The 23,504-nt window shown below is 61.2% G+C and carries 23 protein-coding genes; 14 read left to right on the top strand and 9 right to left on the bottom strand.

Going from position 1 to position 23,504, the window contains the following annotated elements; all coding sequences use genetic code 11:
- Positions 1-10 precede the first annotated feature (10 nt).
- The gene (locus HX793_RS06090; protein WP_177050121.1) at positions 11-631 is read right to left on the bottom strand and encodes a DUF1120 domain-containing protein; all 621 of its coding nucleotides are present in this window, start codon (positions 629-631) and stop codon (positions 11-13) included.
- Between the two features lie 24 nt (positions 632-655).
- Complete coding sequence (locus tag HX793_RS06095; protein WP_177050119.1) at positions 656-1,291, bottom strand: DUF1120 domain-containing protein; 636 nt, start codon at positions 1,289-1,291, stop codon at positions 656-658.
- A gap of 388 nt (positions 1,292-1,679) precedes the next feature.
- Between HX793_RS06095 and HX793_RS06100 the strand changes: the two genes are divergently transcribed.
- The 7 genes from HX793_RS06100 to dacB all read left to right on the top strand — a co-directional run bounded on the left by HX793_RS06100 (position 1,680) and on the right by dacB (position 9,223).
- Entirely contained in the window at positions 1,680-2,486 is an 807-nt protein-coding gene (locus HX793_RS06100; protein WP_177050117.1) for a response regulator, read from the top strand.
- A gap of 187 nt (positions 2,487-2,673) precedes the next feature.
- Positions 2,674-3,309 carry a response regulator gene (locus HX793_RS06105; RefSeq protein WP_178905460.1) on the top strand — a complete coding sequence of 212 codons (636 nt, stop codon included), beginning with the start codon at positions 2,674-2,676 and terminating at the stop codon, positions 3,307-3,309.
- A gap of 92 nt (positions 3,310-3,401) precedes the next feature.
- Positions 3,402-3,872: a nuclear transport factor 2 family protein gene (locus HX793_RS06110; protein WP_177094898.1), complete on the top strand. Its 471-nt coding sequence runs from the start codon at positions 3,402-3,404 to the stop codon at positions 3,870-3,872.
- A 37-nt stretch (positions 3,873-3,909) separates the two neighbouring features.
- Complete coding sequence (locus HX793_RS06115; RefSeq protein ID WP_016978233.1) at positions 3,910-4,185, top strand: GIY-YIG nuclease family protein; 276 nt, start codon at positions 3,910-3,912, stop codon at positions 4,183-4,185.
- A gap of 75 nt (positions 4,186-4,260) precedes the next feature.
- Positions 4,261-5,196, top strand: a complete 936-nt coding sequence (locus HX793_RS06120; protein ID WP_177058576.1) for a glutathione S-transferase family protein — start codon at positions 4,261-4,263, stop codon at positions 5,194-5,196.
- A gap of 109 nt (positions 5,197-5,305) precedes the next feature.
- Positions 5,306-7,726, top strand: coding sequence for a TonB-dependent siderophore receptor (locus HX793_RS06125; RefSeq protein WP_177094896.1), 2,421 nt, complete (start codon positions 5,306-5,308; stop codon positions 7,724-7,726).
- Positions 7,727-7,777: 51 nt separating this feature from the next.
- Positions 7,778-9,223 (top strand): D-alanyl-D-alanine carboxypeptidase/D-alanyl-D-alanine endopeptidase, encoded by a 1,446-nt coding sequence (gene dacB, locus HX793_RS06130; RefSeq protein ID WP_177094894.1) that lies wholly within the window; start codon positions 7,778-7,780, stop codon positions 9,221-9,223.
- Between the two features lies 1 nt (position 9,224).
- Here dacB and HX793_RS06135 read toward each other — a convergent pair whose 3' ends face one another.
- A complete protein-coding gene (locus HX793_RS06135) occupies positions 9,225-10,004 on the bottom strand; it encodes an IclR family transcriptional regulator (RefSeq protein WP_095014802.1) in 780 nt (259 codons plus the stop codon).
- A gap of 120 nt (positions 10,005-10,124) precedes the next feature.
- Between HX793_RS06135 and hmgA the strand changes: the two genes are divergently transcribed.
- Genes hmgA through HX793_RS06155 form a run of 4 tightly spaced genes read left to right on the top strand, consistent with a single transcriptional unit; the run spans position 10,125 to position 14,759 of the window.
- Positions 10,125-11,408, top strand: a complete 1,284-nt coding sequence (gene hmgA, locus HX793_RS06140) for a homogentisate 1,2-dioxygenase (RefSeq protein ID WP_177050105.1) — start codon at positions 10,125-10,127, stop codon at positions 11,406-11,408.
- Between the two features lie 3 nt (positions 11,409-11,411).
- A complete protein-coding gene (fahA, locus tag HX793_RS06145) occupies positions 11,412-12,698 on the top strand; it encodes a fumarylacetoacetase (RefSeq protein ID WP_177094892.1) in 1,287 nt (428 codons plus the stop codon).
- 12 nt (positions 12,699-12,710) lie between these two features.
- Positions 12,711-13,352: a maleylacetoacetate isomerase gene (maiA, locus tag HX793_RS06150; RefSeq protein ID WP_177094890.1), complete on the top strand. Its 642-nt coding sequence runs from the start codon at positions 12,711-12,713 to the stop codon at positions 13,350-13,352.
- 39 nt (positions 13,353-13,391) lie between these two features.
- Positions 13,392-14,759, top strand: a complete 1,368-nt coding sequence (locus tag HX793_RS06155) for an MFS transporter (RefSeq protein WP_177050099.1) — start codon at positions 13,392-13,394, stop codon at positions 14,757-14,759.
- Here HX793_RS06155 and HX793_RS06160 read toward each other — a convergent pair.
- Positions 14,756-15,559, bottom strand: coding sequence for a SirB1 family protein (locus HX793_RS06160; protein WP_177094888.1), 804 nt, complete (start codon positions 15,557-15,559; stop codon positions 14,756-14,758). The genes HX793_RS06155 and HX793_RS06160 overlap by 4 nt on opposite strands.
- 187 nt (positions 15,560-15,746) lie before the next feature.
- Between HX793_RS06160 and HX793_RS06165 the strand changes: the two genes are divergently transcribed.
- Complete coding sequence (locus HX793_RS06165; RefSeq protein ID WP_016978242.1) at positions 15,747-16,766, top strand: Leu/Phe/Val dehydrogenase; 1,020 nt, start codon at positions 15,747-15,749, stop codon at positions 16,764-16,766.
- An 8-nt stretch (positions 16,767-16,774) separates the two neighbouring features.
- Here HX793_RS06165 and HX793_RS06170 read toward each other — a convergent pair whose 3' ends face one another.
- Positions 16,775-18,082: an acetamidase/formamidase family protein gene (locus tag HX793_RS06170; protein ID WP_177094886.1), complete on the bottom strand. Its 1,308-nt coding sequence runs from the start codon at positions 18,080-18,082 to the stop codon at positions 16,775-16,777.
- Positions 18,083-18,328: 246 nt separating this feature from the next.
- On the opposite strand from HX793_RS06170, the gene HX793_RS06175 reads away from it, so the two are divergent.
- The gene (locus tag HX793_RS06175; protein WP_177094885.1) at positions 18,329-19,042 is read left to right on the top strand and encodes a dienelactone hydrolase family protein; all 714 of its coding nucleotides are present in this window, start codon (positions 18,329-18,331) and stop codon (positions 19,040-19,042) included.
- 82 nt (positions 19,043-19,124) lie between these two features.
- On the opposite strand, the gene HX793_RS06180 is transcribed toward HX793_RS06175, so the two are convergent.
- Positions 19,125-19,385, bottom strand: coding sequence for a YebG family protein (locus tag HX793_RS06180; RefSeq protein ID WP_016978245.1), 261 nt, complete (start codon positions 19,383-19,385; stop codon positions 19,125-19,127).
- A 274-nt stretch (positions 19,386-19,659) separates the two neighbouring features.
- Here HX793_RS06180 and HX793_RS06185 point away from each other — a divergent pair, with 274 nt between their 5' ends.
- On the top strand, positions 19,660-20,148 hold the full coding sequence (locus HX793_RS06185) for a phosphate-starvation-inducible protein PsiE (protein WP_016978246.1): 489 nt from the start codon (positions 19,660-19,662) through the stop codon (positions 20,146-20,148).
- Here the strand turns inward: HX793_RS06185 and HX793_RS06190 are convergent.
- The 3 genes from HX793_RS06190 to HX793_RS06200 all read right to left on the bottom strand — a co-directional run bounded on the left by HX793_RS06190 (position 20,145) and on the right by HX793_RS06200 (position 23,401).
- A complete protein-coding gene (locus HX793_RS06190; protein WP_177050093.1) occupies positions 20,145-20,459 on the bottom strand; it encodes a DUF3509 domain-containing protein in 315 nt (104 codons plus the stop codon). The two genes, HX793_RS06185 and HX793_RS06190, sit on opposite strands and share 4 nt — an antisense overlap.
- A 218-nt stretch (positions 20,460-20,677) precedes the next feature.
- Positions 20,678-21,964 (bottom strand): serine/threonine transporter, encoded by a 1,287-nt coding sequence (locus HX793_RS06195; protein WP_177050092.1) that lies wholly within the window; start codon positions 21,962-21,964, stop codon positions 20,678-20,680.
- A gap of 60 nt (positions 21,965-22,024) precedes the next feature.
- Positions 22,025-23,401 (bottom strand): L-serine ammonia-lyase, encoded by a 1,377-nt coding sequence (locus HX793_RS06200; protein ID WP_177050090.1) that lies wholly within the window; start codon positions 23,399-23,401, stop codon positions 22,025-22,027.
- Positions 23,402-23,504 lie beyond the last annotated feature (103 nt).

Below are 23,504 nucleotides of genomic sequence, written 5' to 3' on the forward strand. Positions count from 1 at the left end.
TTTAAGGGGGTTACAGGTAACGCAACTCAACGGTCACATGCCCATCGATGGGGACTTCATCGAGAAGGGTCAGGCCGTCTGCGCGGGCAATCCGGGTGGATAGGCCGATGTCCGCGTCCAACTCCTTCACCGCAATCGGCTGGGTGGTGTTGTCCACCGAGGCGACGGCGAGCAGGCCGGTGTGGCCAAGGTACGAACTGGCGACCCACGTAGCGCCACCGTCCAGGGACAGGATGGTGCGCACCGCTGTGTTGTCCGCCACGGGGTTAGTCAAACCCAGTGCGACACTGCCCAGCTTTTCGTCGTTGGGGGTCATGCCCAGGCCGTGATGCCGATTGCTCATTGACGTGCCTTCGCGGTTGTCGACGGTGGTCAAGGCAAAGAACGTCGAACCTTCGCAGCGCACGCTCAGCCGCATGCTGTGGCGCGGCAGTTGGGTGGAGCTTTCCGGGTTCAGATCGCGGGCGGCCAGCTTGCCGTGGTCGATCGTGCCGCCATCGGACAAGCCCGGTGTGCAGGCATTCGGCGTAATCAGGCCCGTCACATTCAGGTCGGTATTGCTGGCGGCCCAGGCTGTCGACACGTTGGCGAGCAGCAGGCTTGCCACCAGGGTAGGGATGTACTTATCCATGGCTCAAAAACCTTCGTGGCTGAGTTACAGGTACTTCACTTCCAGGGTTGCCGAGCCGTCGATCTGCACTTCATTGGTCAGGTCGAGGTCCTGGGTGGGGGCGATGTAGGTCATTACCTGTAGGTCGGTGATCAGTTCCTGGATCGGAATCGGCGCCCAGGTGCCGCCGCTTTGCTCACCGAAGCCTGCGTATTGGCGAGGTGGCCACGTGGCGCCGGTGGCCTCGGTCCAGGTGTTGCCGTTGTCCATGGAGGCAAGGGGGACGGTCGCCACACTGTCGGCCAGCGGGTTGAGCAGGCGCAGGTGATAGAACCCCAATTTCTGAGTGCCGTTGATCAGGTTCAGTCCATAGCCTTCGCCTGCCGGGTCGCTGGCAGAGCCTGCGCGGTTATCCACACCCTGCAAGGCAAACAGGGTTTGTGCGTCGCAATTGACCGTCAGTTGCAACGTCGCATCGTTGAGTTTGGTCGCTTCATCGACCTTCAAGTCTTTTGCCGACAACTTGCCGTGATCCACCACGCCGTTGCCTGACAGCGTCGGGGTGCACGCGCTTGGCACGATCAGGCCGCTGACGGTCAGGTCAACGCTGCTGGCGGCAAACGCCTGCCAGGGGCTGGTAAGCAGGAGCGCGGCGCCGAGCGCGGCGAGGGATGTTTTCATTTCCATATCTAGACGATTCCATTGCAAGGCTTGCTGACCGCCTGCCGAGGCTGGCGGCGGTGTTTGTAGAGCGCGCAGCGTTATCCGTGCTGCCTCCCGTTTCGGGGTGCGGCGCAATTTATCCAGTGGGGCTATGTCGGGGAATACAACAATTACGACAATCAACCGGGGGCTGATTGGAGCGTAAGAAGAGGCATTGGTGCTTGTAGGAGGAATGGCTTTTTCGTAGTTGTTGTATCGCTAAAAAGCATTCATTTGGTTACTTTTTGGTCGTGTTTAGCATCTAAATGCACTCGTATGGGTGATTTTTGCGTGCATTCCCAAGGGGCGCCTGTGTCAGTGGGCGGACCTGTCTCTTCGTTCGTTGTGCCGTGTAATCGAGGTGAACATGCAACCGGGTAACCCACCCGACGAAGGCACGCGCTGCGCGTCTTCGTCGTCAAGCGTGTTGCCCGCGAAGTGGCACGGCTTGACGGTATTGGTGGTGGAGGACCACCCGGCCTACCGGTTTTTGTTCGGTTGGATCTTGCAGCGCCTGGGGTTGGCGTTTGTGATGGTCGAAGAAGGCCAGGCCGCATTGGCGGTGATCAAGCGTCAGCAGATTGATCTGGTGTTGACCGACTGCCAGATGCCCGTCATGGACGGCTACACCATGACCCGTAAAATACGCCGGGCTGAACAGCTGTCCGGTGCTGCCCGCGTGCCGATCATCGCCTTCACCGTCACCCTCGGGCCTGCGCAGATCCAACGTTGCGTGGCGGCCGGCATGGACGCCTGGCTGCTCAAGCCGGTGACGTTCGAACAACTGCGCGACACGCTCACCGATTGGCTCCCCGGCAACGCCAAGTCGAGTAAACCACTGGCCCACCTGAACTGGCCGACCCGTGCGAGCCTGCTCGACACCTTCGGCTGCGCGGCGACGGTGGAGCAGCTATTGCAAACCTTGGTACGGGAGGCGCACGTCGACCTCGCCATCGTCACCGAAGCCAGACGCACGCGAGATGCCTGCGCTGCCGCACAGCATTTGCATCGATTGATCGGAAGCGTCGCGTTCCTGGGCGCCGGTTCGTTGGAAACCCGGGGTGTGCAGATGATCGATGCAGTGGCGCGGGAAGGGGTGGCGCGACATGCACGACCGCTCGGCCTGCTGCTCAAGGACCTGCGCGGTTTCCTGAACTATCTGTCTTCACTGTAGTTTTTGCAGGACATTTCTGATGGTGTCGTAGCCTTTGTATGTAGGCTGATTCTGTTTGTTTTGTAGGTAAAAACTTGCGACTCATTGATTGCTGGGCGAGGCTGGAAAACGCCCGCCATTGGCGGTTGTGGCTGAACGCCACTAGCGGTAGTGTGCGCCAACTCAACTGGCAATCCAGGTGGTTTCCATGCTCCGTGTAATTATTGCTGACGACCATCCCATCGTGCGTGTCGGGCAAAAAGTGGTGATCGAAGCTAATGGCAAGTGCAAGGTGGTGGGTGAGGCCGATGGTCCCGATCAACTGTTGGCGTTGGTCGCGAGCCAGCCGTGCGATGTGCTGGTCACCGACTTTGCCATGCCGGGCAATCAACAGGCGGACGGCTATGGACTGTTGGGCCTGCTGAATCGTCAATATCCCCAGATGCCGGTGATTCTGGTCACCATGTTTGCCAACGTGGCCACCCTGCGCGCATCGTTTGCCCACGGCGCCAGGGCTATCGTTGCTAAAAGCGCTTCCGCCCGGGAGTTGCCGCAAGCCATCAAGGCCGTGTGTGGCGGCCAGACGTTTGTCAGCGAGTGCCTGCGCCAGCAAATGGTCGAGGCCGGTAGCCTTGATCAGCAAGCCGAGCTGCAGCTGTCCGGCAAGGAGCGCGAAGTGGTACGCATGCTCGCCAGCGGCTTGACGGTCAGTCAGATTGCAGCACGGGTCAATCGCAGTATCTCGACCATCAGCAAACAGAAAAGCACGGCGATGAACCGGTTGTGCATCTCCACCGATGTGGATTTGTTTGCTTATGCGCGCAGCAATGGCATGGTGCCTTAAGCTCGGGTATTTGCGCGGCGAATGTCAGTAGCCTTGGCCGCGCGGGCAGCTTATCGTGCGCCTACTCTTTTCGACACCCGCGGAGCCTGCCCATGAGTGATGCCCATAACGCCCTGATCACTGAGTTCTACAGCGCCTTCCAGCGCCTGGATGCCGAGGCCATGGCCGCCTGCTATACCGACGATGTGGTGTTCAGCGACCCTGCGTTTGGCGAACTGCACGGCCGTGATGCCGGGGACATGTGGCGCATGCTGACCACGCGGGCCAAGGAGTTTTCCCTGACCTTCGACAATGTGCGCAGCGATGAGCGCAGTGGCAGTGCCCATTGGGTGGCGACATACCTGTTCAGTGCTACCGGCAACACGGTGGTCAACGATATCCAGGCGCGCTTTGTGTTTCGCGACGGCAAGATCTGCGAGCACCACGACAGCTTTGACCTGTGGCGTTGGTCGCGGCAGGCATTGGGCACCAAAGGCTCGTTGCTGGGCTGGACGCCGCTGGTGAAAAACGCCGTGCGTGCCCAGGCGTTACGCGGTTTGAAGGCATTCCAGGCCAGTCGTTGATAAGCTTGGCGCTCTTCTGTATTAGCCGAATCTACCTGTGACTGATCCTTCTGAACCCAAACCCTGGTTCGTCTACCTGGTACGCGCCGCCAATGGCTCGCTGTACTGCGGCATCAGCAATGACCCGGTGCGCCGCTTTGCTTCTCACCAGAGCGGCAAGGGCGCGCGGTTTTTCCTGTCGAGCCCGGCGGTAGCACTGGTGTACACCGAGCAATGCGCGAGCAAGGGCGAGGCGTTGCGTCAGGAACGGCTGATCAAGAAGTTGAAGAAGAGCGCCAAGGAATGTCTGGCGGCGAGCGGCTCATTGATTTGACTGATGGGTTCCCATCGTCCCCAATCGCGTGGTTGCAGGCTAAGCTGGCGGTTCACTTCTCAAGCGGAGCCTGGCATGTCTGAGTTAATCCTCCACCATTACCCGCAGTCCCCCTTTGCTGAAAAAGCCCGCCTGTTGCTGGGCTTCAAGGGTTTGTCCTGGCGCTCGGTGCACATCTCACCGGTGATGCCCAAGCCGGACCTCACCGCCCTGACCGGCGGTTATCGCAAAACGCCGGTGTTGCAAGTCGGCGCGGATATTTACTGTGACACCGCCTTGATTGCCCGACGCCTGGAGCAGGAAAAATCCGCGCCGGCGCTGTTTCCCCAAGGCCAGGAACTGGTTACTCAAGGCTTCGCCGCCTGGGCCGACTCGGTAGTGTTTTCCCATGCGGTGGCGCTGGTGTTCCAGCCGGAATCCCTGGCGGTCAAATTTGCCAAGGTGCCGCCGGAAATGATCCAGGTGCTGGTGGCGGACCGTAGCAAGCTGTTCAGCGGCGGCACCGCAACCCGTGTGCAATTGGACCAGGCCAAGCACCAATGGCCGACGATCATCCATCGCATCAATCAGCAATTGCAGCACTCGGCGGGGGATTTCCTGTTCGGCGAGCCGTCGATTGCCGACTTTGCTCTGGCTCACCCCCTGTGGTTCCTCAAAGGCTCTTCTGTGACGTCGCCGTTGGTGGACGCCTATCCCGCCGTCGCTGCCTGGCTGGACCGCGTGTTGGGCTTCGGCCATGGCACTTCCACCCAGATGAGCGCCGAGCAGGCCCTGGACGTATCGCGCAATGCGGCGCCGGCTGTTCTGCCTGAAGAAGTCTTTGAGGACTTGAACGGCTTCAAGGCTGGCCAGCAGGTGACCATTTGCGCCACCGACTACGGCACCGACCCGGTGGCGGGCGAACTGTTGTTTGCTGGGCGTGAAGAGCTGATCCTGCGTCGCAGCGACGAACGTGCCGGCACCGTGCATGTGCATTTCCCACGCATGGGTTTTCGCATCCAGGCGCAATAAACAAAAATATTTGCAAATAAAGGTGAGGTAAATCCACGGCCCATCCGTGTAGTGCTTGAAACTGCGATCTATTCGCATTAACAGCGTTTTCTACACGGGTTCTCACAGCATGAAGTCGACGGCGGGCGGTTGGGTTAAACAGTGGCTGGGAGCCTCGGTATTGGCGGTATCGGGGTTGGCGTTGCTGCCCTTGAGCATTGCGCAGGCGCAGGAGCAGCAAAGCGCCCAGTTCAATTTTGCCCTGGCGGCCAAACCGTTGCCCCAGGCCTTGAGCGACTTCAGTCGGGTCACCGGCATCAGCGTGATCTACACCGATGAAGCGCCCTACGGCCTCAGCGCCCCGGCGGTCAGCGGGCAGATGAGCGCGACCCAGGCCCTGCAACGCTTGTTGGGCAACACCGGCTTCACCTTCCGTCAGATCGATGCCCGCACCCTGGCGCTTGAACCCGTGCCCACTGAAGGCGCAGTGAATCTGGGCGCTACCACCATCAGCGGCGTTGGCCAGCAAGCCCAGGACAGCACCAGCTACCAGCCGCCGCCCACCAGTTCGGTGATGCGCTCCCACGCGCTGCTGCTGGAAACCCCGCAGACCGTCAACGTGGTGCCCGCCCAAGTACTGCGCGACCAGACCCCGCGCAATCTGGATGATGCCCTTGCCAACGTCAGCGGTATCACCCAGGCGAACACCTTGGCCAGTACCCAGGACGCGGTGATGCTGCGCGGCTTTGGCGACAACCGTAACGGTTCGATCATGCGCGACGGCATGCCTATCGTGCAGGGGCGTGCATTGAATGCCACGGCGGAGCGCGTCGAAGTGCTCAAGGGCCCGTCATCGCTGCTGTACGGCATCCAGGACCCTGGCGGCGTGGTGAACATCGTCAGTAAAAAGCCTGAATTGGTGCAGTCCACCGCCCTGACCGTGCGCGGCTCCACCTTCGGTGACGGCAAGAACGGCAGCGGCGGCAGCCTCGACACCACCGGCCCGATTGGCGACAGCGGCCTGGCGTATCGGCTGATCGTTGACCATGAAGACGAAGACTACTGGCGTAACTTCGGTACTCACCGTGAGAGCCTGATCGCGCCGTCCCTGGCCTGGTACGGCGACAGCACCAAGTTGCTGTTTGCGTATGAACACCGCGAATTTCTCACCCCGTTCGACCGCGGCACCGCCATCGACAAGTCCAACCACCCATTGGATATCCCGGCCACTCGGCGTCTGGATGAACCCTTCAACAACATGGAAGGGCGTTCCGACCTGTATCGCTTCGAGGCCGATCACGACCTGAACGATGATTGGAAAGCCCATTTCGGCTACAGCTGGAACCGCGAGACCTATGACGCCAGCCAAGTGCGCGTCAGCGCGGTAAACACTAATGGCACCCTGACTCGCAAGATGGACGGCACCAAGGGGGCGATCACTACGGACCGTTTCGCCACGGCGAGCCTGGAAGGCAAGGTCTATGTGTTCGGCCTGCAGAATGATGTGGTGTTCGGCCTGGATGACGAGTACCGCAAGATCTACCGCGCCGACCTGATCCGCCAGAACTCACGCGGCACCTTCAACTACAACAATCCGGTGTACGGCAATGAAGTCGCGGGCACCAACGTCAGCCCCGCTGACAGCGCCCAGACCGACCTGCTGCGCAGTGATTCGCTGTTCTTCCAGGACGCCCTCCACCTGAACGAACAGTGGATTTTCGTCGCCGGCGCGCGCTATCAGATGTATGACCAATACGCCGGCAAAGGCGTGCCGTTCAAGGCCAACACCAACGGCAACGGCCAGGCCTGGGTGCCGCGTGCGGGCCTGGTGTATCGCTACACCGATGAACTGTCGTTCTACGGCAGCTACACCGAATCGTTCAAACCCAACTCCACCATCGCCGCCTTGGCCGATGGCAGCACCTTGACCGGCGACCTTACGCCCGAGGAGTCCAAGTCCTGGGAACTGGGGGCCAAGCTCGACATTCCGGGACGTATCACCGCCAGCGCCGCGTTGTTCAATATCGACAAACGCAATGTACTGGTCTCCGTCGGCTCCGGTGCCAACACCGTCTACAGCATTGCCGGCCAGGTGCGTTCCCGTGGCCTGGAACTGGACGCCACCGGCCAGTTGACCGACAAGGTCAGCCTGATCGGCAGCTATGCCTACACCGATGCGCTGGACGTCAAGGACAAGGACCCGACCCTGGAAGGCAACCGCCTGCAAAACGTCGCTAAGCACACCGGCTCGCTGGCGGTGGCTTATGACTTCGGCAACATCTTTGGTGGCGACCAGTTGCGGGTGGGCACCGGTGCGCGTTACGTCGGTGAACGCGCAGGCGATGCGGCCAACGATTTCACCTTGCCGGGTTATACCGTGGCGGATGCCTTCGCCACCTACGACACCAAGATCGATGGGCAAAAGGTCAAGTTCCAGCTCAACGTGAAGAACATGTTCGACCGCGTCTACTACACCTCGGCGGCCAGCCGCTTGTTTGTGTCCATGGGCGATGCGCGACAGGTGTCGGTGTCCAGCACCCTGGAGTTCTAAAGGGTTTGTGGTAGCGTTGCCGCCACTGATGTCTTGGCGGAAACGATACTGATGCATTTTGGACGATGGCTACATCTGCTGTGCTTGAGCGTTTTGCTGGGTGGTTGCGCGAGTGTTTCACCGACTTCCACCCCGGCAAGCCTGGAGCAACTCCTGGCTGACCCGGCCCTCAACGGCGCCACGGTTTCCCTGATGGTGCGTGATGCCCGTAGCGGCAGCACGCTCTATCAACACAACCCGCGAACCCGCCTGATTCCCGCCTCCAATCTCAAGCTGCTCACCACCGCAGCGGCGATGGATGTACTGGGGCCGCAATACCGCTTCTCCACACAACTGCTGAGCAACGGCACGCAGCAAGGTGAGCGCCTCACCGGCAACCTGTACCTCAAGGGCCTGGGCGATCCGACCACGCAATTCGCTGATTACCAGGCATTGGCGGCACAGCTTGCGGGCCAGGGCGTGCGCCAGGTCCAGGGCGACTTGGTATTTGACGATACCTTTTTCGACGCCGAACGCCTGGGCGTGGACTGGGCACACGACGATGAAAGCACCTACTACGGCGCGCAGATTTCCGCGCTGACCGTATCGCCCAACACGGATTTTGATGCGGGCACGCTTCTGGTCACGGCAAAGGCGCCCGCCATGGTTGGCCAACCGGTCAGCGTGGTGGTGAGCCCGTCCACCGACTACGTGCAACTGAATAACCGTGCAGTCAGTGGCCCCGGCAACAATTACGGCATCACTCGCCAGCACGGCACCAATCTGCTGCAACTCACCGGTGCATTGGCGCCGGGCAAGCAAAGCCGGCAGTGGATAAGTGTGTGGGAGCCGACGCAGCTGGTGGCCAATCTGTTTGAGCAGGCGTTGGCGCAGCAGGGCATTCAGGTACTTGGGCGACGTGTGATCGGTGGGGCAACCCCTGCGACAGCCAGGGTCCTGGCCGAGCACCAATCAGCACCGTTGCAGGAACTGATCACGCCGCTGCTCAAGCTGTCGAACAACAACATGTCCGAAGCCTTGCTCAAGGCCATGGGGCGTAAAGTGTCGAATGCAGGCACGGCGCAGGCGGGTGTCGCGGCAGTGGCGGACTTCATGCGCCGCCAGGGTCTGGACCCGATGACGCTGAGCCAGGTCGATGGTTCGGGCTTGTCGCGGCGCAATCTGGTGTCGTCGCAGAACCTCACCGATCTGCTGGTGGCGACGGCCAAACAGCCTTGGTTCGAGGCCTGGTACAACGCCTTGCCGATCGCTGGAAACTCCGATCGCATGATCGGCGGCAGCTTGCGTTATCGCTTGCGCGGGACGGCGGCGGAAAACAATCTGCACGCCAAGACCGGCTCCATGGCCGGCGTGTCGTCCTTGAGCGGCTACATCACCGACACCCAGGGCCGGCGCCTGGTGTTTTCAATGATCAGCAACAACTACCTGAGCACCGCCGCACCGATCCGCGCCCTGGAAAACCGCGTGGCGCTGGCCCTGGTGCAGTGGCACGACTAGTTCAGGGCTGATAGCCCATGCGCCAACTCACGGCCCGGGTGGCCGCCAGCAAGTGCTGCGCCGCCGGGCCGTCTTCGTCGGCGTGGAATAACGAGGTGGGGCCGACCACGGTCATCACCGCTGCCACTTGCCCGATAGCGTTGAATACCGGCGCGGATAACGCGTCGACGCCGGGCATCAACAAACCATGCACAAAATGCAGGCCACGGTGGCGGATCTGTTCGCAGGCGGTGGCGTAGGCCTGGTCATCTGCCAGGGCATGGGCGATGCCAGCCTGGATTTCGCGTTCACGCAGCTCCACGGTTTCCCGCGACGGTAGAAACGCGCTGAACACCAACCCGGTGGACGAACTGAGCAGCGGCAGCACCGAACCCAATTGCGTCACCACGGTGACGGCGCGCACGGCGGGTTCGATCTGCACCACGGTCGCGCCCTGGTTGCCCCATACCGCCAGGAAGCAGGTTTCATTCAACTCATCGCGCAGCTCCGCCAGGGGCATCGCGCCCACTTTCAAAACATCCATGCTGCCCAGCGCCGCCAGGCCCACGCGCAAGGCTTCGCGGCCCAGCCCGTAGTGGTTGGTGGCGGTGTTCTGTTCGGCGAAACCCGAGGCGATCAGCGCCTGCAGGTAGCGGTGCACCTTGCTCGCCGGCATCTGCACGTGTTCGGCCAGGCGCGACAGCGAAGTGGCCGGGGACAACTCGGCCAGGGCCTTGAGGATATCGGTGCCTACTTCGGCCGAGCGGACTTTCTGTTTACCGGTGTCGCGGGGCTTTTCCATGGAGGGGCGAGAATCCGAGAGATGAATGGGCGTCTTTATAGCTTGACGGTCGATAGTGATCAAATTACGTTATGCGTAACTGGATTACGATAAAAACAACTTCCGCACAGAGGACGATCCATGAACCTCGAATACCTGTCGGGCTTCGGCAATGAATTCGCCAGCGAAGCCTTGCCCGGCGCACTGCCGGTCGGCCAGAACTCCCCGCAAAAAGCGCCCTATGGGCTGTACACCGAACTGTTCTCCGGCACGGCGTTCACCATGGTGCGCAGTGAAGCCCGGCGCACCTGGCTGTACCGCATTCAGCCGTCGGCCAATCATCCTGCTTTCATCAAATTGGAGCGGCAATTGGCCGGTGGGCCGTTGGGGGAGGTGACGCCCAATCGCTTACGCTGGAATCCGTTGGATTTGCCGAGCGAACCGACGGATTTCATTGATGGGCTGGTAGGCATGGTCGCCAATTCGGCGGCGCAAAAGCCTTCAGGCATCAGCGTCTACAACTACCGCGCCAACCGTTCCATGGAGCGTGTGTTCTTCAACGCTGATGGCGAACTGTTGATTGTCCCAGAGCAAGGCCGCCTGCGCATCGCCACCGAATTGGGCGTGCTGGAAGTGGAACCGCTGGAAATCGTCGTGCTGCCGCGCGGCCTCAAATTCCGCGTTGAGTTGCTGGATGCGCAAGCGCGCGGTTACGTCGCCGAGAACCATGGCGCGCCGTTGCGCCTGCCGGACCTGGGCCCCATCGGCAGCAATGGCCTGGCCAATCCGCGTGATTTCCTGACGCCGGTCGCCCACTACGAAGACGTGAAGAAACCGACAACACTGGTGCAGAAATTCCTCGGCGAACTCTGGGCCTGCGAGCTGGACCATTCGCCCCTCAACGTAGTCGCCTGGCACGGCAACAACGTGCCGTACAAATACGACCTGCGCCGCTTCAACACCCTTGGCACCGTGAGTTTCGATCATCCGGACCCGTCGATCTTCACCGTCCTGACCTCGCCCACCAGCACCCACGGCCTGGCCAACCTCGACTTCGTGATCTTCCCGCCGCGTTGGATGGTGGCCGAGAACACCTTCCGTCCGCCGTGGTTCCACCGCAACCTGATGAACGAATACATGGGCCTGATCCAGGGCGCCTACGACGCCAAGGCCGAAGGCTTCCTGCCCGGCGGCGCGTCGCTGCACAGCTGCATGAGTGCCCACGGCCCGGACGGCGATACCTGTACCAAGGCCATCAACGTGGAGCTGGCACCGCACAAGATCGACAACACCATGGCCTTCATGTTCGAGACCAGCCAAGTGCTGCGTCCCACCCAGTTCGCCCTGGACTGCCCGCAACTGCAAACCACTTATGACGCGTGCTGGGCCTCGCTGCCCGCCACCTTCAACCCGAACCGGAGATAACCCATGACTCAGTCCACACTTACCCGTAGCTGGGTGGCCTCCGCCAATGGTCACAGCGATTTTCCCCTGCAGAACCTGCCGTTGGGTGTGTTCAGCATCAACGGCTCGGCCCCGCGCGCGGGCGTGGCAATTGGTGATTCGATCCTGGATCTGCACGCCGCCATTGATGAGTTCGACGGTGAAGCCCGTCGCGCCGTCGAAGCGACTGTCGGTGGTCAACTGAACGCTTTCTTTGAACTGGGTCGCGGCCCGCGCGTAGCCTTGCGCGAGCGCCTGCTGGAACTGCTGGCCGAAGGCAGCAAGCTGCACACCCGTGAAGCGCAGGTGCTGCACCGCGCCGCCGATTGCCAAATGCATGTACCGGCGCGGATCAATGACTACACCGACTTCTACGTCGGCATCGAGCATGCGCAGAACGTCGGCAAACTGTTCCGTCCCGATAATCCTCTGCTGCCCAACTACAAGTACGTGCCGATTGGCTACCACGGTCGCGCTTCGACCATTCGTACCTCGGGCGCCGACGTGCGCCGCCCCAAAGGCCAGACCCTGCCGGCTGGTCAGACCGAACCGACCTTCGGCCCCTGCGCACGGCTGGACTACGAACTGGAGCTGGGAATCTGGATCGGCCAGGGCAATGAGATGGGTGATTCGATTGCCATTGGTGACGCGGCCGATCACATCGCCGGTTTCTGCCTGCTCAATGACTGGTCGGCACGGGATATCCAGGCCTGGGAATACCAGCCGCTGGGGCCGTTCCTGTCGAAAAGCTTTATCACCAGCATTTCGCCTTGGGTGGTCACGGCTGAAGCCCTGGAACCGTTCCGCAAAGCGCAACCGGCGCGCCCTGAAGGCGACCCGCAACCGCTGTCGTACCTGCTGGATAAACGTGACCAGGCCGCAGGGGCCCTGGATATCGAGCTGGAAGTGCTGCTCACCACTGCCGCCATGCGCGAGCAGAACCTGCCGGCCCATCGCCTGGCCCTGAGCAACAGCCTGCACATGTACTGGACGGTTGCGCAATTGGTGGCCCACCACAGCGTCAACGGTTGCCAATTGCAGGCAGGCGATCTGTTTGGTTCGGGCACCTTGTCCGGCCCGCAAGCCGGTCAGTTCGGCAGCCTGCTGGAAATGACCGAAGGCGGCAAAAAAGCCGTTGAATTGCCGTCCGGCGAAGTGCGCAAGTTCCTTGAAGACGGCGACGAAATCATCCTGCGTGCGCGCTGCAACCGTGAAGGCTTTGCCTCCATCGGGTTCGGCGAATGCCGTGGCACCGTGATCGCGGCGCGCTAGGAGGGCAGGGTAATGGAACTCTACACCTACTACCGTTCCACTTCGTCGTACCGGGTGCGCATTGCCCTGGCGCTCAAGGGCCTGGATTTTACCGCGGTGCCGGTCAACCTGCTGGTCCCGGCGGGCGGCGCCAACCGCCAGCCTGAATACCTGGCGATCAACCCGCAAGGTCGCGTCCCGGCCTTGCGTACCGAGGAGGGCGAACTGTTGATTCAGTCGCCGGCGATCATCGAATACCTGGATGAACGTTATTTACAGGTGCCGCTGCTCTCCAAGGACCTGGCGACCCGCGCCCATGAGCGCGCGGTGGCCTCGATCATCGGTTGCGATATCCATCCGCTGCATAACTCCAGCACCCAGAACCTGCTGCGCCAATGGGGGCATGACGAGGCGCAACTGTTGGAATGGATCGGTCACTGGATCAGCCAGGGCTTGGGCGCGGTGGAGCAGTTGATCGGTGACCGAGGGTTTTGCTTCGGCGAGCAGCCGGGGTTGGCCGACACCTTCCTGATCCCACAACTGTATGCGGCCGAGCGTTTCAAGGTGCCGCTGGCAGCGTACCCGCGCATTGGGCGGGTGGCAGCGTTGGCGGCGCAGCATCCGGCCTTTGTCCAGGCACACCCGGCCAACCAGCCGGATACACCCGCCGCCTGATGCTTGTTGTTCCATAAAAATAAAAAACAGGTACTTGCGATGCACAATCAGATTGCCAGCTTTCGTGCGGCACTCGACGCCCGTCCGGTGTCGCGCTATCAGTGGTTGATTCTCCTGTTGTTGGCGCTGCTGCTGGTGACCGATGGCTATGATGCCCAGGTGCTGGGTTACGTGGTGCCGGCCCTGGCTCAGGATTGGGGGCTGGAGAAGGCTGCATTCGGCCCGGTGTTCAGCGCCAACCTGTTGGGGCTGACCTTGGGCTCGTTGCTGGTGACGCCGCTGGCGGATCGGTTCGGTGTGCGCCGCATCCTGCTCGGCTGCGTACTGATCTACGCCACGCTTACGGTGCTGATGGTATTTGCCAATTCGCTGAACACGCTGATGGCCGCCCGGTTTATCTGCGGCATCGGCATGGGCGGCGCGATGCCCAGCGCGATGGCGTTGATGTCGGAATACTCGCCGCCGCGCCTGCGCACGTTGATGGTGACCTTGGCGGCGTGTGGCTTCTCGTTCGGTGGTGCAGCGGGCGGGTTTGTAGCGGCGGGGTTTATCGAAGGCTTCGGCTGGCAGGCGGTGTTCCTGGCGGGTGGCGTGACGCCGTTGCTGTTGTTCCCGTTTCTGGTGTGGCTGCTGCCGGAGTCCTTGCCGCGTTTGCTGCGTGATGCACCGCCCTATGCGCGGCTGCAGAGCGTAACGTCACGGATGCTGCCGGGCTGGCAACCGCCGGTGGCGAGCGAGGTCGAAAACCAGCAGGAGCAGGGCAGCAAGCTGACGGTGGTGGAGCTGTTTCGCAACGGCTACGCGCGCCCGACGCTGCTGATCTGGGCGACCTTTTTTGTCAGCCTAATCCTGCTGTATTTCATGATCAGTTGGTTGCCGTCGCTGTTGCTGGAAAGTGGCTTGGCGTTGAAAGAGGCCAACCTGGTGACCTCGATGTTCCTGTTTGCCGGCACCTTGGGCGCCATCGGCATGGCCTGGTTTGCCGACCGCCTGAAAAGCAAAGTGCGGCTGTTGTCCGGCGTGCTGGCAGCGGCTGCGGTATGCACCCTTCTGCTCGGGCTGAATCATGACAACCCGCGTTACCTGGTGGCCTGCGTATTTGCGGCCGGGTTTTGCATCATCGGTGGTCAACTGACCCTCAATGCCTTCGCCAGTAACTTCTACCCGGCACACGTGCGCGCCACCGGCACAGGCTGGGCGCTGGGCGTGGGGCGTTTTGGTTCAATCCTGGGGCCGTTGTTTGGCAGTATGTTGCTGGCGATGCATATTCCGGTGCAGCAGATTTTCTTTTTCTGCGCGATACCGGCGGTGATTGCGGCGCTGTTGATTATTCAGGTGCGTTCGCCGGGTGCTGAAGGACCGAAGAGACCGCTACCGGGCGATATCCTCAAGGCGCCGCAGGCTTAATGCACCACTGAATTGGGTGGCAGGTGGCCCAGGCGCTCGGTCAGGCGCAGGCGTTGGATCGGGTCTTCGCTGAGCATCAGCGCGTGTTCCAGGTCGAAGCGTTCGGCGTTGGGACAGTCCAGGCGCTGATACAGGCTGGCCCGTGCCAGGTAATCGGCGGCGCTGGCGTTGCCCAGCTCCAGCACGCGTTCGGCGTCGATCAAGGCCTGGAGCGGAACGTCGTTGGAAAGGTGCAGTTGGCGCAGGTTGCGGGACAACCGTTGCAGGATCGAACGCGGGTCGGCGGTGTGGAGGTGATCGGCCTGCAACTTGAGGTTGGGGCCGTATTGGCGCTGCAACAGGTCGCGGCAATCGTTCGGGTAGAGGCGCCGGCCGCCGCAGGGATCCAGCAGGTGATCGGCGCCGGGCACTCGCAGCAGGAAATGGCCGGGGAAATTCACGCCGACCATGGGAATCTCCAAGCGCCGAGCCAGCTCAAGGGCGATCAGCCCCATGGCCAGGGGTTGCCCGCGTTTGCGCTGCAAGACCTTGTCCAGCAGGGCGGCGGCGGGGCGCAAGGGCGTGAATTCATCCTGGGCAAACCCCAGGTCATTCAGGCGTCGCAACAGCGGCTGGCCCAGTTCATCCGCCGGTAACAGCGGCATGCCCAGGCTCACCTGTTGTTGCAGCAAGGTCATTTCCTGCAGGATGTGCAAGGGCTTCACGGCCGGATCATGCTCGGCAGCAATCCACAACGCCGCTTCAAAAAGCGCGGGTGGGGAGCGTTCCAGGCAGGCGAAAAAGGCTTTGCGGGGATTCATTGCATTCTCCGGCAGATGCCCCCGTTTTAGCCTTGCTGGGAATTTTCGTCCAGTGGCTTGGGAAATATCCTGTGTGCTTATGTCGCAAGCCCTGTGAAATCGGGCGGCTTATTCCAGCCTGGTCCGGCAGTTTTCTGCCGCAAGCCTATACTTGGCCCACTACCAGAAGTGATTCGGGAGCTTGACGATGTTTGCTCTCATGCACAGCACCCGCCTTGAATCGCTGCACTTGAGCATCGACCCGGCCACCGGGCTGAAGGCGGTCATCGCCATCCATAACAGTCGCCTGGGGCCCGCCCTCGGTGGCTGTCGCTACCTTTCCTACCCCGACGACGAAAGTGCCGTGGCCGATGCCGCGCGCCTGGCCCAAGGCATGAGCTACAAGGCGGCACTGGCCGGTCTGCCGGTGGGCGGGGGTACCGCCGTGATCCTGCGTCCCGGCCACGTAGAAAGCCGCGCCGCATTATTTGAAGCCTTTGGTCGATGCGTTGAGCAACTCGACGGCCGTTACATCACCGCCGTCGACAGTGGCACTTCAGTGGCGGACATGGATTGCATCGCCCAGCATACCCGCTACGTCACCAGCACCACCGCCGCAGGCGACCCATCGCCCCATGCCGCCATGGGCGTGTTCGCCGGCATCCGTACCACTGCCATGGCGCGCCTGGGCAGCGACAACCTCGAAGGCCTGCGCGTGGCCATCCAAGGGCTGGGAAATGTGGGCTACGCCTTGGCCGAACAACTGCATGCCGCCGGAGCCGAACTGCTGGTAAGCGACATCGACCACGGCAAGGTGCAACTGGCCATGGAGCAGTTGGGCGCGCACCCCATCGCCAACGACGCGTTACTGAGCACGCCGTGCGACATCCTCGCACCCTGTGGTCTTGGCGCCGTGTTCAACCGTCAGAGCGTCGGCCAATTGCGTTGCGCCGCCGTGGCCGGTTCTGCCAGTGCGCAATTGACTCATCTGGACAACGCGGATCAATTGGAGGCACGCGGCATCCTCTACGCCCCCGACTACGTGATCAACTCCGGCGGCCTGATCTACGTCGCGCTGAAGCACGGCGGAGCGGAACTGCCGACGATTACCGCGCACCTGTCCAACATCGGCACGCGACTCACCGAGATCTTCGCCCACGCCCAGGCGGAAAAACGCTCACCCGCCCGGGTGGCGGATGAGCTGGCCGAGCGCTTGCTGTACCGCTGATGCCCCCGTCAGAGTTGATACTTCTCACGCACCAGTGAGCCGATCCCCATGCGATCCAGAATGTGCATCGGGCACAGGATCGTCACGCGAACGGTTCCCGGCAACCGGCTGATTTCAATCGAACCGTTAAGCGTTGCGCGGTTGCGCACCTCATCCATCGACAGGCCCGTGACCGCCGCCGCGCGCTCCAGGCCGTTTTCCGTCGCCAGGTTGAGGTCGGCGCCGCTGCCGATAAAGGTAATGGGCCCGTTGTCTTCGATCTCGAACTGCCCCCAGCGCTCGCCCAGTGCCTTGACGTGCAGCCGTTGCTCGTCGGTCATCGGGCGAGCCATGGGCGGCAGGTCATCAAGGTTTTGCAGCAGGATCGGGCCGTCGAGGTTCAACCCCTTGATCACGTGGGCAGTGAGTTCGGTTTCGCCCGACACATCGGTGGCATGCCCGGCAATTTCGCCGTTGCCTTGCTGGGCGTGCATATCGCCCATGTACACCCCGGCGCCGGGGACTCTTACCGGGCAAATCAGCACGCAACCTTCGCGTACGGAGTTAGTGTCCATATGCCCGTCGGTTTTTGCGGCGTGCAGTTGGTCATGGGTCATGCCGTAGCGGTGGGGCGCGCCGACCAGGTATTGGCCGAAGTCGGCACAGTTGTGGGAATCCGGCAGGTCGCGTGAAGGCGTGGTGCCGATATTGCCCAGGAACGGCCGCATGTGCGCGGCAAGGCCGGGCATATCGGCGCGGGCCAGGGACAGAATCGAGTGTTGCGCGGACATCTCCGGCAACGCCGCCATATCCGGTGCCTGGCCGGCGAGGCGGTCGGCTACCAACTGGTTAACGGTCAGGCTCACCTGATGTTCGGCATCGAACACGATGACGTAGCCATGGCTGAAACGAAACGCGCTGACCTCCGCCCCGCAGGCGTTGCAACGAATGGCGTCTGCGCCGATCCCCTCGACATGGCTGGCGGGATGCTCCTGCCCACAGTTGGAGCAGAACTTGGCGACAAAGGGATCGCCGTGATAGCGCCCCTCAACAAAGCGCATGACGCCTGACGAAGTGGCCAGCGACGTCACGCGCATGCGTTTGATCTTCAGAGCCACGGCGTCACCGACTTCAGCGCCGACGATGAATACGGGTTGAGTCACCTCATGGCCGCCCTCAAACGCGGGCGTGATCATCGGGCCCCAACACCCCGGTGGCGTACCGGTGATGAGGGTGCCGCCATCGGCGAGTGGGCCGAGCATTTTCTGGCTGGGGCCGATGAGGCCGTTGGTATAAGTGTTGACGATCAGGCGATCAACCGGTGTTGAGTCGTGCATTTTTATTCTCCGGGTCCTATGTGATTGAACCTTCGGTCACGGCGTATTGATCAGGGAAGGTTCAGGCAGGCCCAGTAGACCGGTGTTTTGTATCCCGAATATGTCGCGCGGGTGCGTTAATACACAGTGGTACATAACGAGGGGAGAGGAGGGTTTGTCAGCGTAAAAATCCTGATAGGGTTCTGAAGGCGGGCGCTTTTTGGTGCTTGCCCGCCATCGTTTTCCTACTTGCCGCGGAGAGTCTTCATGTCCAATCAAGCAACAGCGCATTCCGTAACGTTCAAGCGCCCAGACGGTGCCGAGGTCAACGGCTACCTGGCCAGCCCGGCTGTGCTGGAAGGCGCGCCGGCCATCGTATTGATTCAAGAGTGGTGGGGGCTTAACGAGCAGATCAAGGGCGTGGCCATCCGTCTGGCCGAATGCGGTTACCGGGTGCTGGTGCCGGACCTTTATCGCGGCGCCTCGACTGTGGAAGAGGAAGAAGCCCATCACCTGATGGACAGCCTGGATTTTGGCGATGCGGTGTCCCAGGACATCACAGGCGCAGTGCGTTACCTGCAGGCCGACTCGAAAAAAGTGGGCGTGACCGGCTACTGCATGGGCGGGGCGTTGACGCTGTTGGCGCTTAATGCAATTCCGGAGCTGGCGGCGGCTGTGGTCTGGTATGGCTTCCCACCGCTTGAATACCTGGATGCGGCAAAAATCAAAGCACCGCTGATTGGCCATTGGGGCACGCAGGATGCTTTTTTCAACATAGATACCGTCGCGGAACTGGAGTCAACGCTGCACGCGGCAGGTGTGGACGCGACGTTTTATCGCTACCTGGCGCGCCATGCCTTTGCCAACGAAACGGCGATCGGCCACGGCCGTATCCCCGACACGCAATACGACGCCGCATGGTCGCAACTGGCGTGGGACCGCACGTTGACCTTCTTCGGCAAAACCCTGTGGCAGGCGTAAATAGCCTTCGGTAAAACGATGAGTTGCCGGTCTGCCTGAGCCTGTTGGTTCACCCTGAATCAACGGAGGCGGGCCGGCCTCCTTACTCTGCCTCTGGCTGCCCGATCTCGGCCAGGGCGCTGGCGTTGTTCTTGAACGCTGCTGCAAAGGCGGCGCGGTTCTTGGCCATGAAAATACCGGCGTCTTCTGCCTGCTTTTCAGTCAAGCCTTCCACGTTTTTCAACAGGACATCCATCAGAGACTCTGCCAGTTCAAGCATCTGGTCGTGTGCGTCGGCAAGTTTGCGATCCACGAATGTAGTCTCCAAGTCGCGGGTACTGCGATACAGGGTTTCAACAGCCATTTTTTGGCCTCGTCATCAGGGTGCAGTAGTGAAGGGGAGTAGCCCTTGTGTTCGGGTGTTGCTGGAGTGCTGTATTTATATACAGTAAAAAGGTTAAGCCAAACCATCGAGTTTGGATAGCAGTTTTTTAATGTAGCCCGTAAATACAGGTTTGGAGTACCTCATGTCACCCCGCCATCATCTTATACCTGCCCCTGGCCTTTTTTCTGCATGCAGAACAACCGTCACGTCCAACCCGCATTATCCGGTCGAGTCGACCTAAGGAAGCATCATCGTGAAGATCAATTGGGCCGAAAGGCTGCGCCAGCAAGTGCACGGGCTGGCCGAGTCCCTGGGGAATCTGTTCGTCGAGTCGTTCCACTACCTGGCGTTGTTCGCCATTGGTGCGGTGACGGCCTGGGCGGCGGTGATGGAGTTTCTGGGGATGTTGGAGAACGGGCACATCAAGATTGATGACATCTTGCTGCTGTTCATCTACCTGGAATTGGGTGCGATGGTCGGGATTTACTTCAAGACCAACCACATGCCCGTGCGGTTCCTGATCTACGTGGCGATCACCGCGCTAACGCGCCTATTGATCTCCAACGTGTCGCACCACAACCCGCCGGACGTGGGAATCATCTACCTGTGCGGCGGGATTCTGCTGCTGGCATTCGCGATTCTGGTGGTGCGCTACGCCTCGTCGGCCTTCCCCTCTGTGAAGGTCGAAGGCCCGCGTCGCAAGGGCGAGGCGAGCCTGGAGACCGAGAAGGGCGAGCTTTAAAGCCCGACGCTGAATGGCAGGGCGCGGGTCGGCGGTCGATGCAGGACTTTGTGATCGCCATCCGTCATCACTGCCAGTATCTCCATGGCGCTGTGGCCCTGTTCGATGGCAATGCCGAACTGGATGCTTTGCACCAGGCGTTTAAGCCGCTTTGGATCATTGCGCTGTTCGGCGCTGATCATGCGCTTGGCCACCACGCCTTGATCGTTCGAGAGGGTTAGCATGATGCTGCCGTCCAGCCGTTGGATGCTCAAGTTGACGCGGTATTCAGGGGTGAACGTGTCGGTGATGATCTGAAAAGGATTGTCCATGGTTCGTACCGCCTGATAAGAACATGCAGTCATTGACGACCGGTGTCGGGATTAGTTCGCGTCTCCTGACCATCGGCCACTCCGTCGCTGAGGTTTTCACAAGGTCCGTTTCCCTCTACAGCTGTACAGCAAAGGCCGTGCCGCATAAGGCGCCGAGCCGTTATTGCGGGACATGAAAAAGGCGAACCGAGGTTCGCCTTTTTGTTGGGTGATCTATTTCAGGGCAGTACCGAGAAAACGATCGCAGACAGCGCAATCAACCCAATCACCACTACAAATACATTCGACATCTGGCCTGAGTACTGGCGCAAGGATGGCACGCGACGAATGGCATACATCGGCATCAGGAACAGCAGGCACGCGATGATCGGCCCGCCCATGGTTTCGATCATGCCCAGGATGCTCGGGTTGAAGGTGGCCACGGCCCAGCAGGTCAGCACCATGAACAACGCGGTGCAGCGTTCCAGCCATTTGGCTGACATCGAACGGTTACGCCCGCGCAGGGATTTGACGATCAGGCCCTGGAAACCTTCGCTGGCGCCGATGTAGTGGCCGAGGAAGGATTTGGTGATGGCCACCAGCGCGATCAACGGTGCGGCGTAGGCGATCACAGGCGTCTGGAAGTGGTTGGCCAGGTAGGACAGGATCGAGATGTTCTGCGCCTTGGCCGCTGCCAGGTCGGCCGGCGACAGTGCCAGTACGCAGCTGAAGCAGAAGAACATGACGGTCAGCACCATCATGCCGTGGGCCGTGGCCAGGATGCCGCTGCTTTTGCGCTCGGCCTGGGCGCCGTACACGCGTTTCTGGTCGACGGCGAAGGCGGAGATGATCGGTGAATGGTTGAAGGAAAACACCATCACCGGAATCGCCAGCCACAGGGTCTTGAAGAACAGCGGCATGGGCATGCCATCCCCGGCGGAGGCGAAGAAGGCGCCGTTCCAGTTGGGGATCAGGCTGAAGGCCAGCAACAGCAGGGCCGCGACGAAGGGATACACCAGCACGCTCATGGCCTTGACGATCACGCCCTGGCCGCAGCGCACGATTGCCATCAGGCCAAGGATCAGCACCAGCGACAGGATCGCCCGAGGCGGTGGGGCCATGTGCAGTTGGTGTTCCATGAAACTGCCCAGGGTGTTGGTCAGCGCAACGCTGTACACCAGCAGGATCGGGAAGATGGCAAAGAAATACAGCAGGGTTATCAGCTTGCCCGCGCCGACGCCGAAGTGCTCTTCGACCACTTCGGTGATGTCACCGGATTTGCCTGACAGCACAAAACGCGTCAGCCCACGGTGGGCGAAGAAGGTCATCGGGAAGGCCAGCAGGGCCAGCACGATCAACGGCCAGAAGCCGCCAACGCCGGCATTGATCGGCAGGAACAAAGTGCCGGCACCGATGGCGGTGCCGTAGAGGCCCAGCATCCAGGTGGTGTCGTGTTGGGTCCAGCCGGTGGTCACGGTTGTTTCGGCAGCGGGATTTTCTACGGCAGGTGTACGTACATCGGTCATCGTTATTGCCTCGTTATTATTTTTGCGCGGGCTCACGTTGGGGCGATCAGGGAATGCTCCTCAGCACTCCACCCAGCTCACGGCCAGGCCGCCCCGTGAAGTTTCTTTGTATTTGTCATGCATGTCGGCGCCGGTATCGCGCATGGTGCGGATCACCCGGTCGAGGGAAATGAAGTGTTTGCCGTCACCGCGCAGGGCCATTTGCGTGGCGTTGATCGCCTTGACCGCCGCGATGGCATTGCGCTCGATACACGGCACCTGCACCAGGCCGCCGACCGGGTCGCAGGTGAGGCCGAGGTTGTGTTCCAGGCCGATTTCGGCGGCGTTTTCCAGTTGCTCGGGGGTGGCGCCAAGGATGTCGGCCAAGCCCGCAGCGGCCATGGCGCAGGCCGAGCCGACCTCACCCTGGCAGCCAACTTCGGCGCCGGAAATCGAGGCGTTTTTCTTGCAGAGGATGCCGACGGCGGCAGCAGCCAGAAAGAAATTGACCACGTCGTCGTCAGACGCGTCGGCGTTGAACTTCATGTAGTAATGCAGCACCGCCGGGATGATTCCTGCCGCGCCGTTGGTCGGCGCGGTGACCATGCGCCCACCGGCCGCGTTTTCTTCGTTGACGGCGAGGGCGAACAGGTTGACCCACTCCATAGCCGACAAGGTCGACGTGATGACATTCGGTTTGCCGATTTCCAACAGGCTGCGGTGCAATTTCGCGGCGCGGCGCGGTACGTCCAGACCGCCTGGCAAGATGCCTTCATCGCGCAAGCCTTGTTCCACGCATTCGCGCATCACCGACCAGATGTGCAACAGGCCACTGCGGATGTCTTCGTCGCTGCGCCAGGCGCGTTCGTTGGCCATCATCAGTTCGGAAACCCGCAGGCCGTGCTTGTTGCACAAGGCCAGCAGTTCCACGGCGCTGGAAAAGTCGTAGGGCAATTGCACATCGCTGGTCGGCGCAATGCCCGAGGCCGCTTCCGCCGCTTCGATGATGAAACCGCCGCCCACCGAGTAATAGGTTTGCTCGCTCAGCAGGCCGTTTTCGCCGTAGGCGTGCAGGGACATGGCGTTCGGGTGGTAGGGCAGGCTTTCATCCAGCAGTAGGAGATCGTGCTTCCAGTTGAAGGCAATGTCCTGCTGACCTGCGAGAAGCAGTCGGCCGGATTCGCGCAGTTGCTGGATGCGTGCGTTGATTGAGGTGGGGTCGACCCGGTCCGGCCATTCGCCCATCAGGCCCATCACGCAGGCGCGGTCGGTGGCGTGGCCGACGCCGGTGGCGGACAGCGAGCCATACAGACGCACTTCCACACGGCGAGTGTCGCTCAGCAGGTGTTGGTCGATCAGGGCTTGGGCAAAGGTCGCCGCCGCCCGCATCGGGCCGACGGTGTGGGAGCTGGAAGGGCCGATGCCCACTTTGAATAGATCGAAAACACTGATAGCCATGCTAAAGCCTTGCAAGCAATGGAGTAGAAATCGCTGCCATGTTTTGTAGAGCGAGCGGAATTGGCGCGATACTGAGCCTCTGGAACGGCACTGACCAACGAAT

The sequence above is a fragment of the Pseudomonas reactans genome (assembly GCF_013387025.1).
Classification (GTDB): Bacteria; Pseudomonadota; Gammaproteobacteria; order Pseudomonadales; family Pseudomonadaceae; genus Aquipseudomonas; species Aquipseudomonas reactans.

Bases quoted from the DNA above. Each gene is read 5' to 3' on its own strand.
- HX793_RS06095 (WP_177050119.1), bottom strand. From the start codon at position 1,291: ATGAAAACATCCCTCGCCGCGCTCGGCGCCGCGCTCCTGCTTACCAGC.
- HX793_RS06105 (WP_178905460.1), top strand. From the start codon at position 2,674: ATGCTCCGTGTAATTATTGCTGACGACCATCCCATCGTGCGTGTCGGG.
- HX793_RS06180 (WP_016978245.1), bottom strand. From the start codon at position 19,385: ATGGCTGTTGAAACCCTGTATCGCAGTACCCGCGACTTGGAGACTACA.
- HX793_RS06110 (WP_177094898.1), top strand. From the start codon at position 3,402: ATGAGTGATGCCCATAACGCCCTGATCACTGAGTTCTACAGCGCCTTC.
- HX793_RS06125 (WP_177094896.1), top strand. From the start codon at position 5,306: ATGAAGTCGACGGCGGGCGGTTGGGTTAAACAGTGGCTGGGAGCCTCG.
- HX793_RS06190 (WP_177050093.1), bottom strand. From the start codon at position 20,459: ATGGACAATCCTTTTCAGATCATCACCGACACGTTCACCCCTGAATAC.
- HX793_RS06165 (WP_016978242.1), top strand. From the start codon at position 15,747: ATGTTTGCTCTCATGCACAGCACCCGCCTTGAATCGCTGCACTTGAGC.
- HX793_RS06090 (WP_177050121.1), bottom strand. From the start codon at position 631: ATGGATAAGTACATCCCTACCCTGGTGGCAAGCCTGCTGCTCGCCAAC.
- fahA (WP_177094892.1), top strand. From the start codon at position 11,412: ATGACTCAGTCCACACTTACCCGTAGCTGGGTGGCCTCCGCCAATGGT.
- HX793_RS06175 (WP_177094885.1), top strand. From the start codon at position 18,329: ATGTCCAATCAAGCAACAGCGCATTCCGTAACGTTCAAGCGCCCAGAC.
- HX793_RS06160 (WP_177094888.1), bottom strand. From the start codon at position 15,559: ATGAATCCCCGCAAAGCCTTTTTCGCCTGCCTGGAACGCTCCCCACCC.
- HX793_RS06200 (WP_177050090.1), bottom strand. From the start codon at position 23,401: ATGGCTATCAGTGTTTTCGATCTATTCAAAGTGGGCATCGGCCCTTCC.
- HX793_RS06135 (WP_095014802.1), bottom strand. From the start codon at position 10,004: ATGGAAAAGCCCCGCGACACCGGTAAACAGAAAGTCCGCTCGGCCGAA.
- HX793_RS06195 (WP_177050092.1), bottom strand. From the start codon at position 21,964: ATGACCGATGTACGTACACCTGCCGTAGAAAATCCCGCTGCCGAAACA.
- HX793_RS06170 (WP_177094886.1), bottom strand. From the start codon at position 18,082: ATGCACGACTCAACACCGGTTGATCGCCTGATCGTCAACACTTATACC.
- HX793_RS06120 (WP_177058576.1), top strand. From the start codon at position 4,261: ATGTCTGAGTTAATCCTCCACCATTACCCGCAGTCCCCCTTTGCTGAA.
- dacB (WP_177094894.1), top strand. From the start codon at position 7,778: ATGCATTTTGGACGATGGCTACATCTGCTGTGCTTGAGCGTTTTGCTG.
- maiA (WP_177094890.1), top strand. From the start codon at position 12,711: ATGGAACTCTACACCTACTACCGTTCCACTTCGTCGTACCGGGTGCGC.
- HX793_RS06155 (WP_177050099.1), top strand. From the start codon at position 13,392: ATGCACAATCAGATTGCCAGCTTTCGTGCGGCACTCGACGCCCGTCCG.
- HX793_RS06100 (WP_177050117.1), top strand. From the start codon at position 1,680: ATGCAACCGGGTAACCCACCCGACGAAGGCACGCGCTGCGCGTCTTCG.
- hmgA (WP_177050105.1), top strand. From the start codon at position 10,125: ATGAACCTCGAATACCTGTCGGGCTTCGGCAATGAATTCGCCAGCGAA.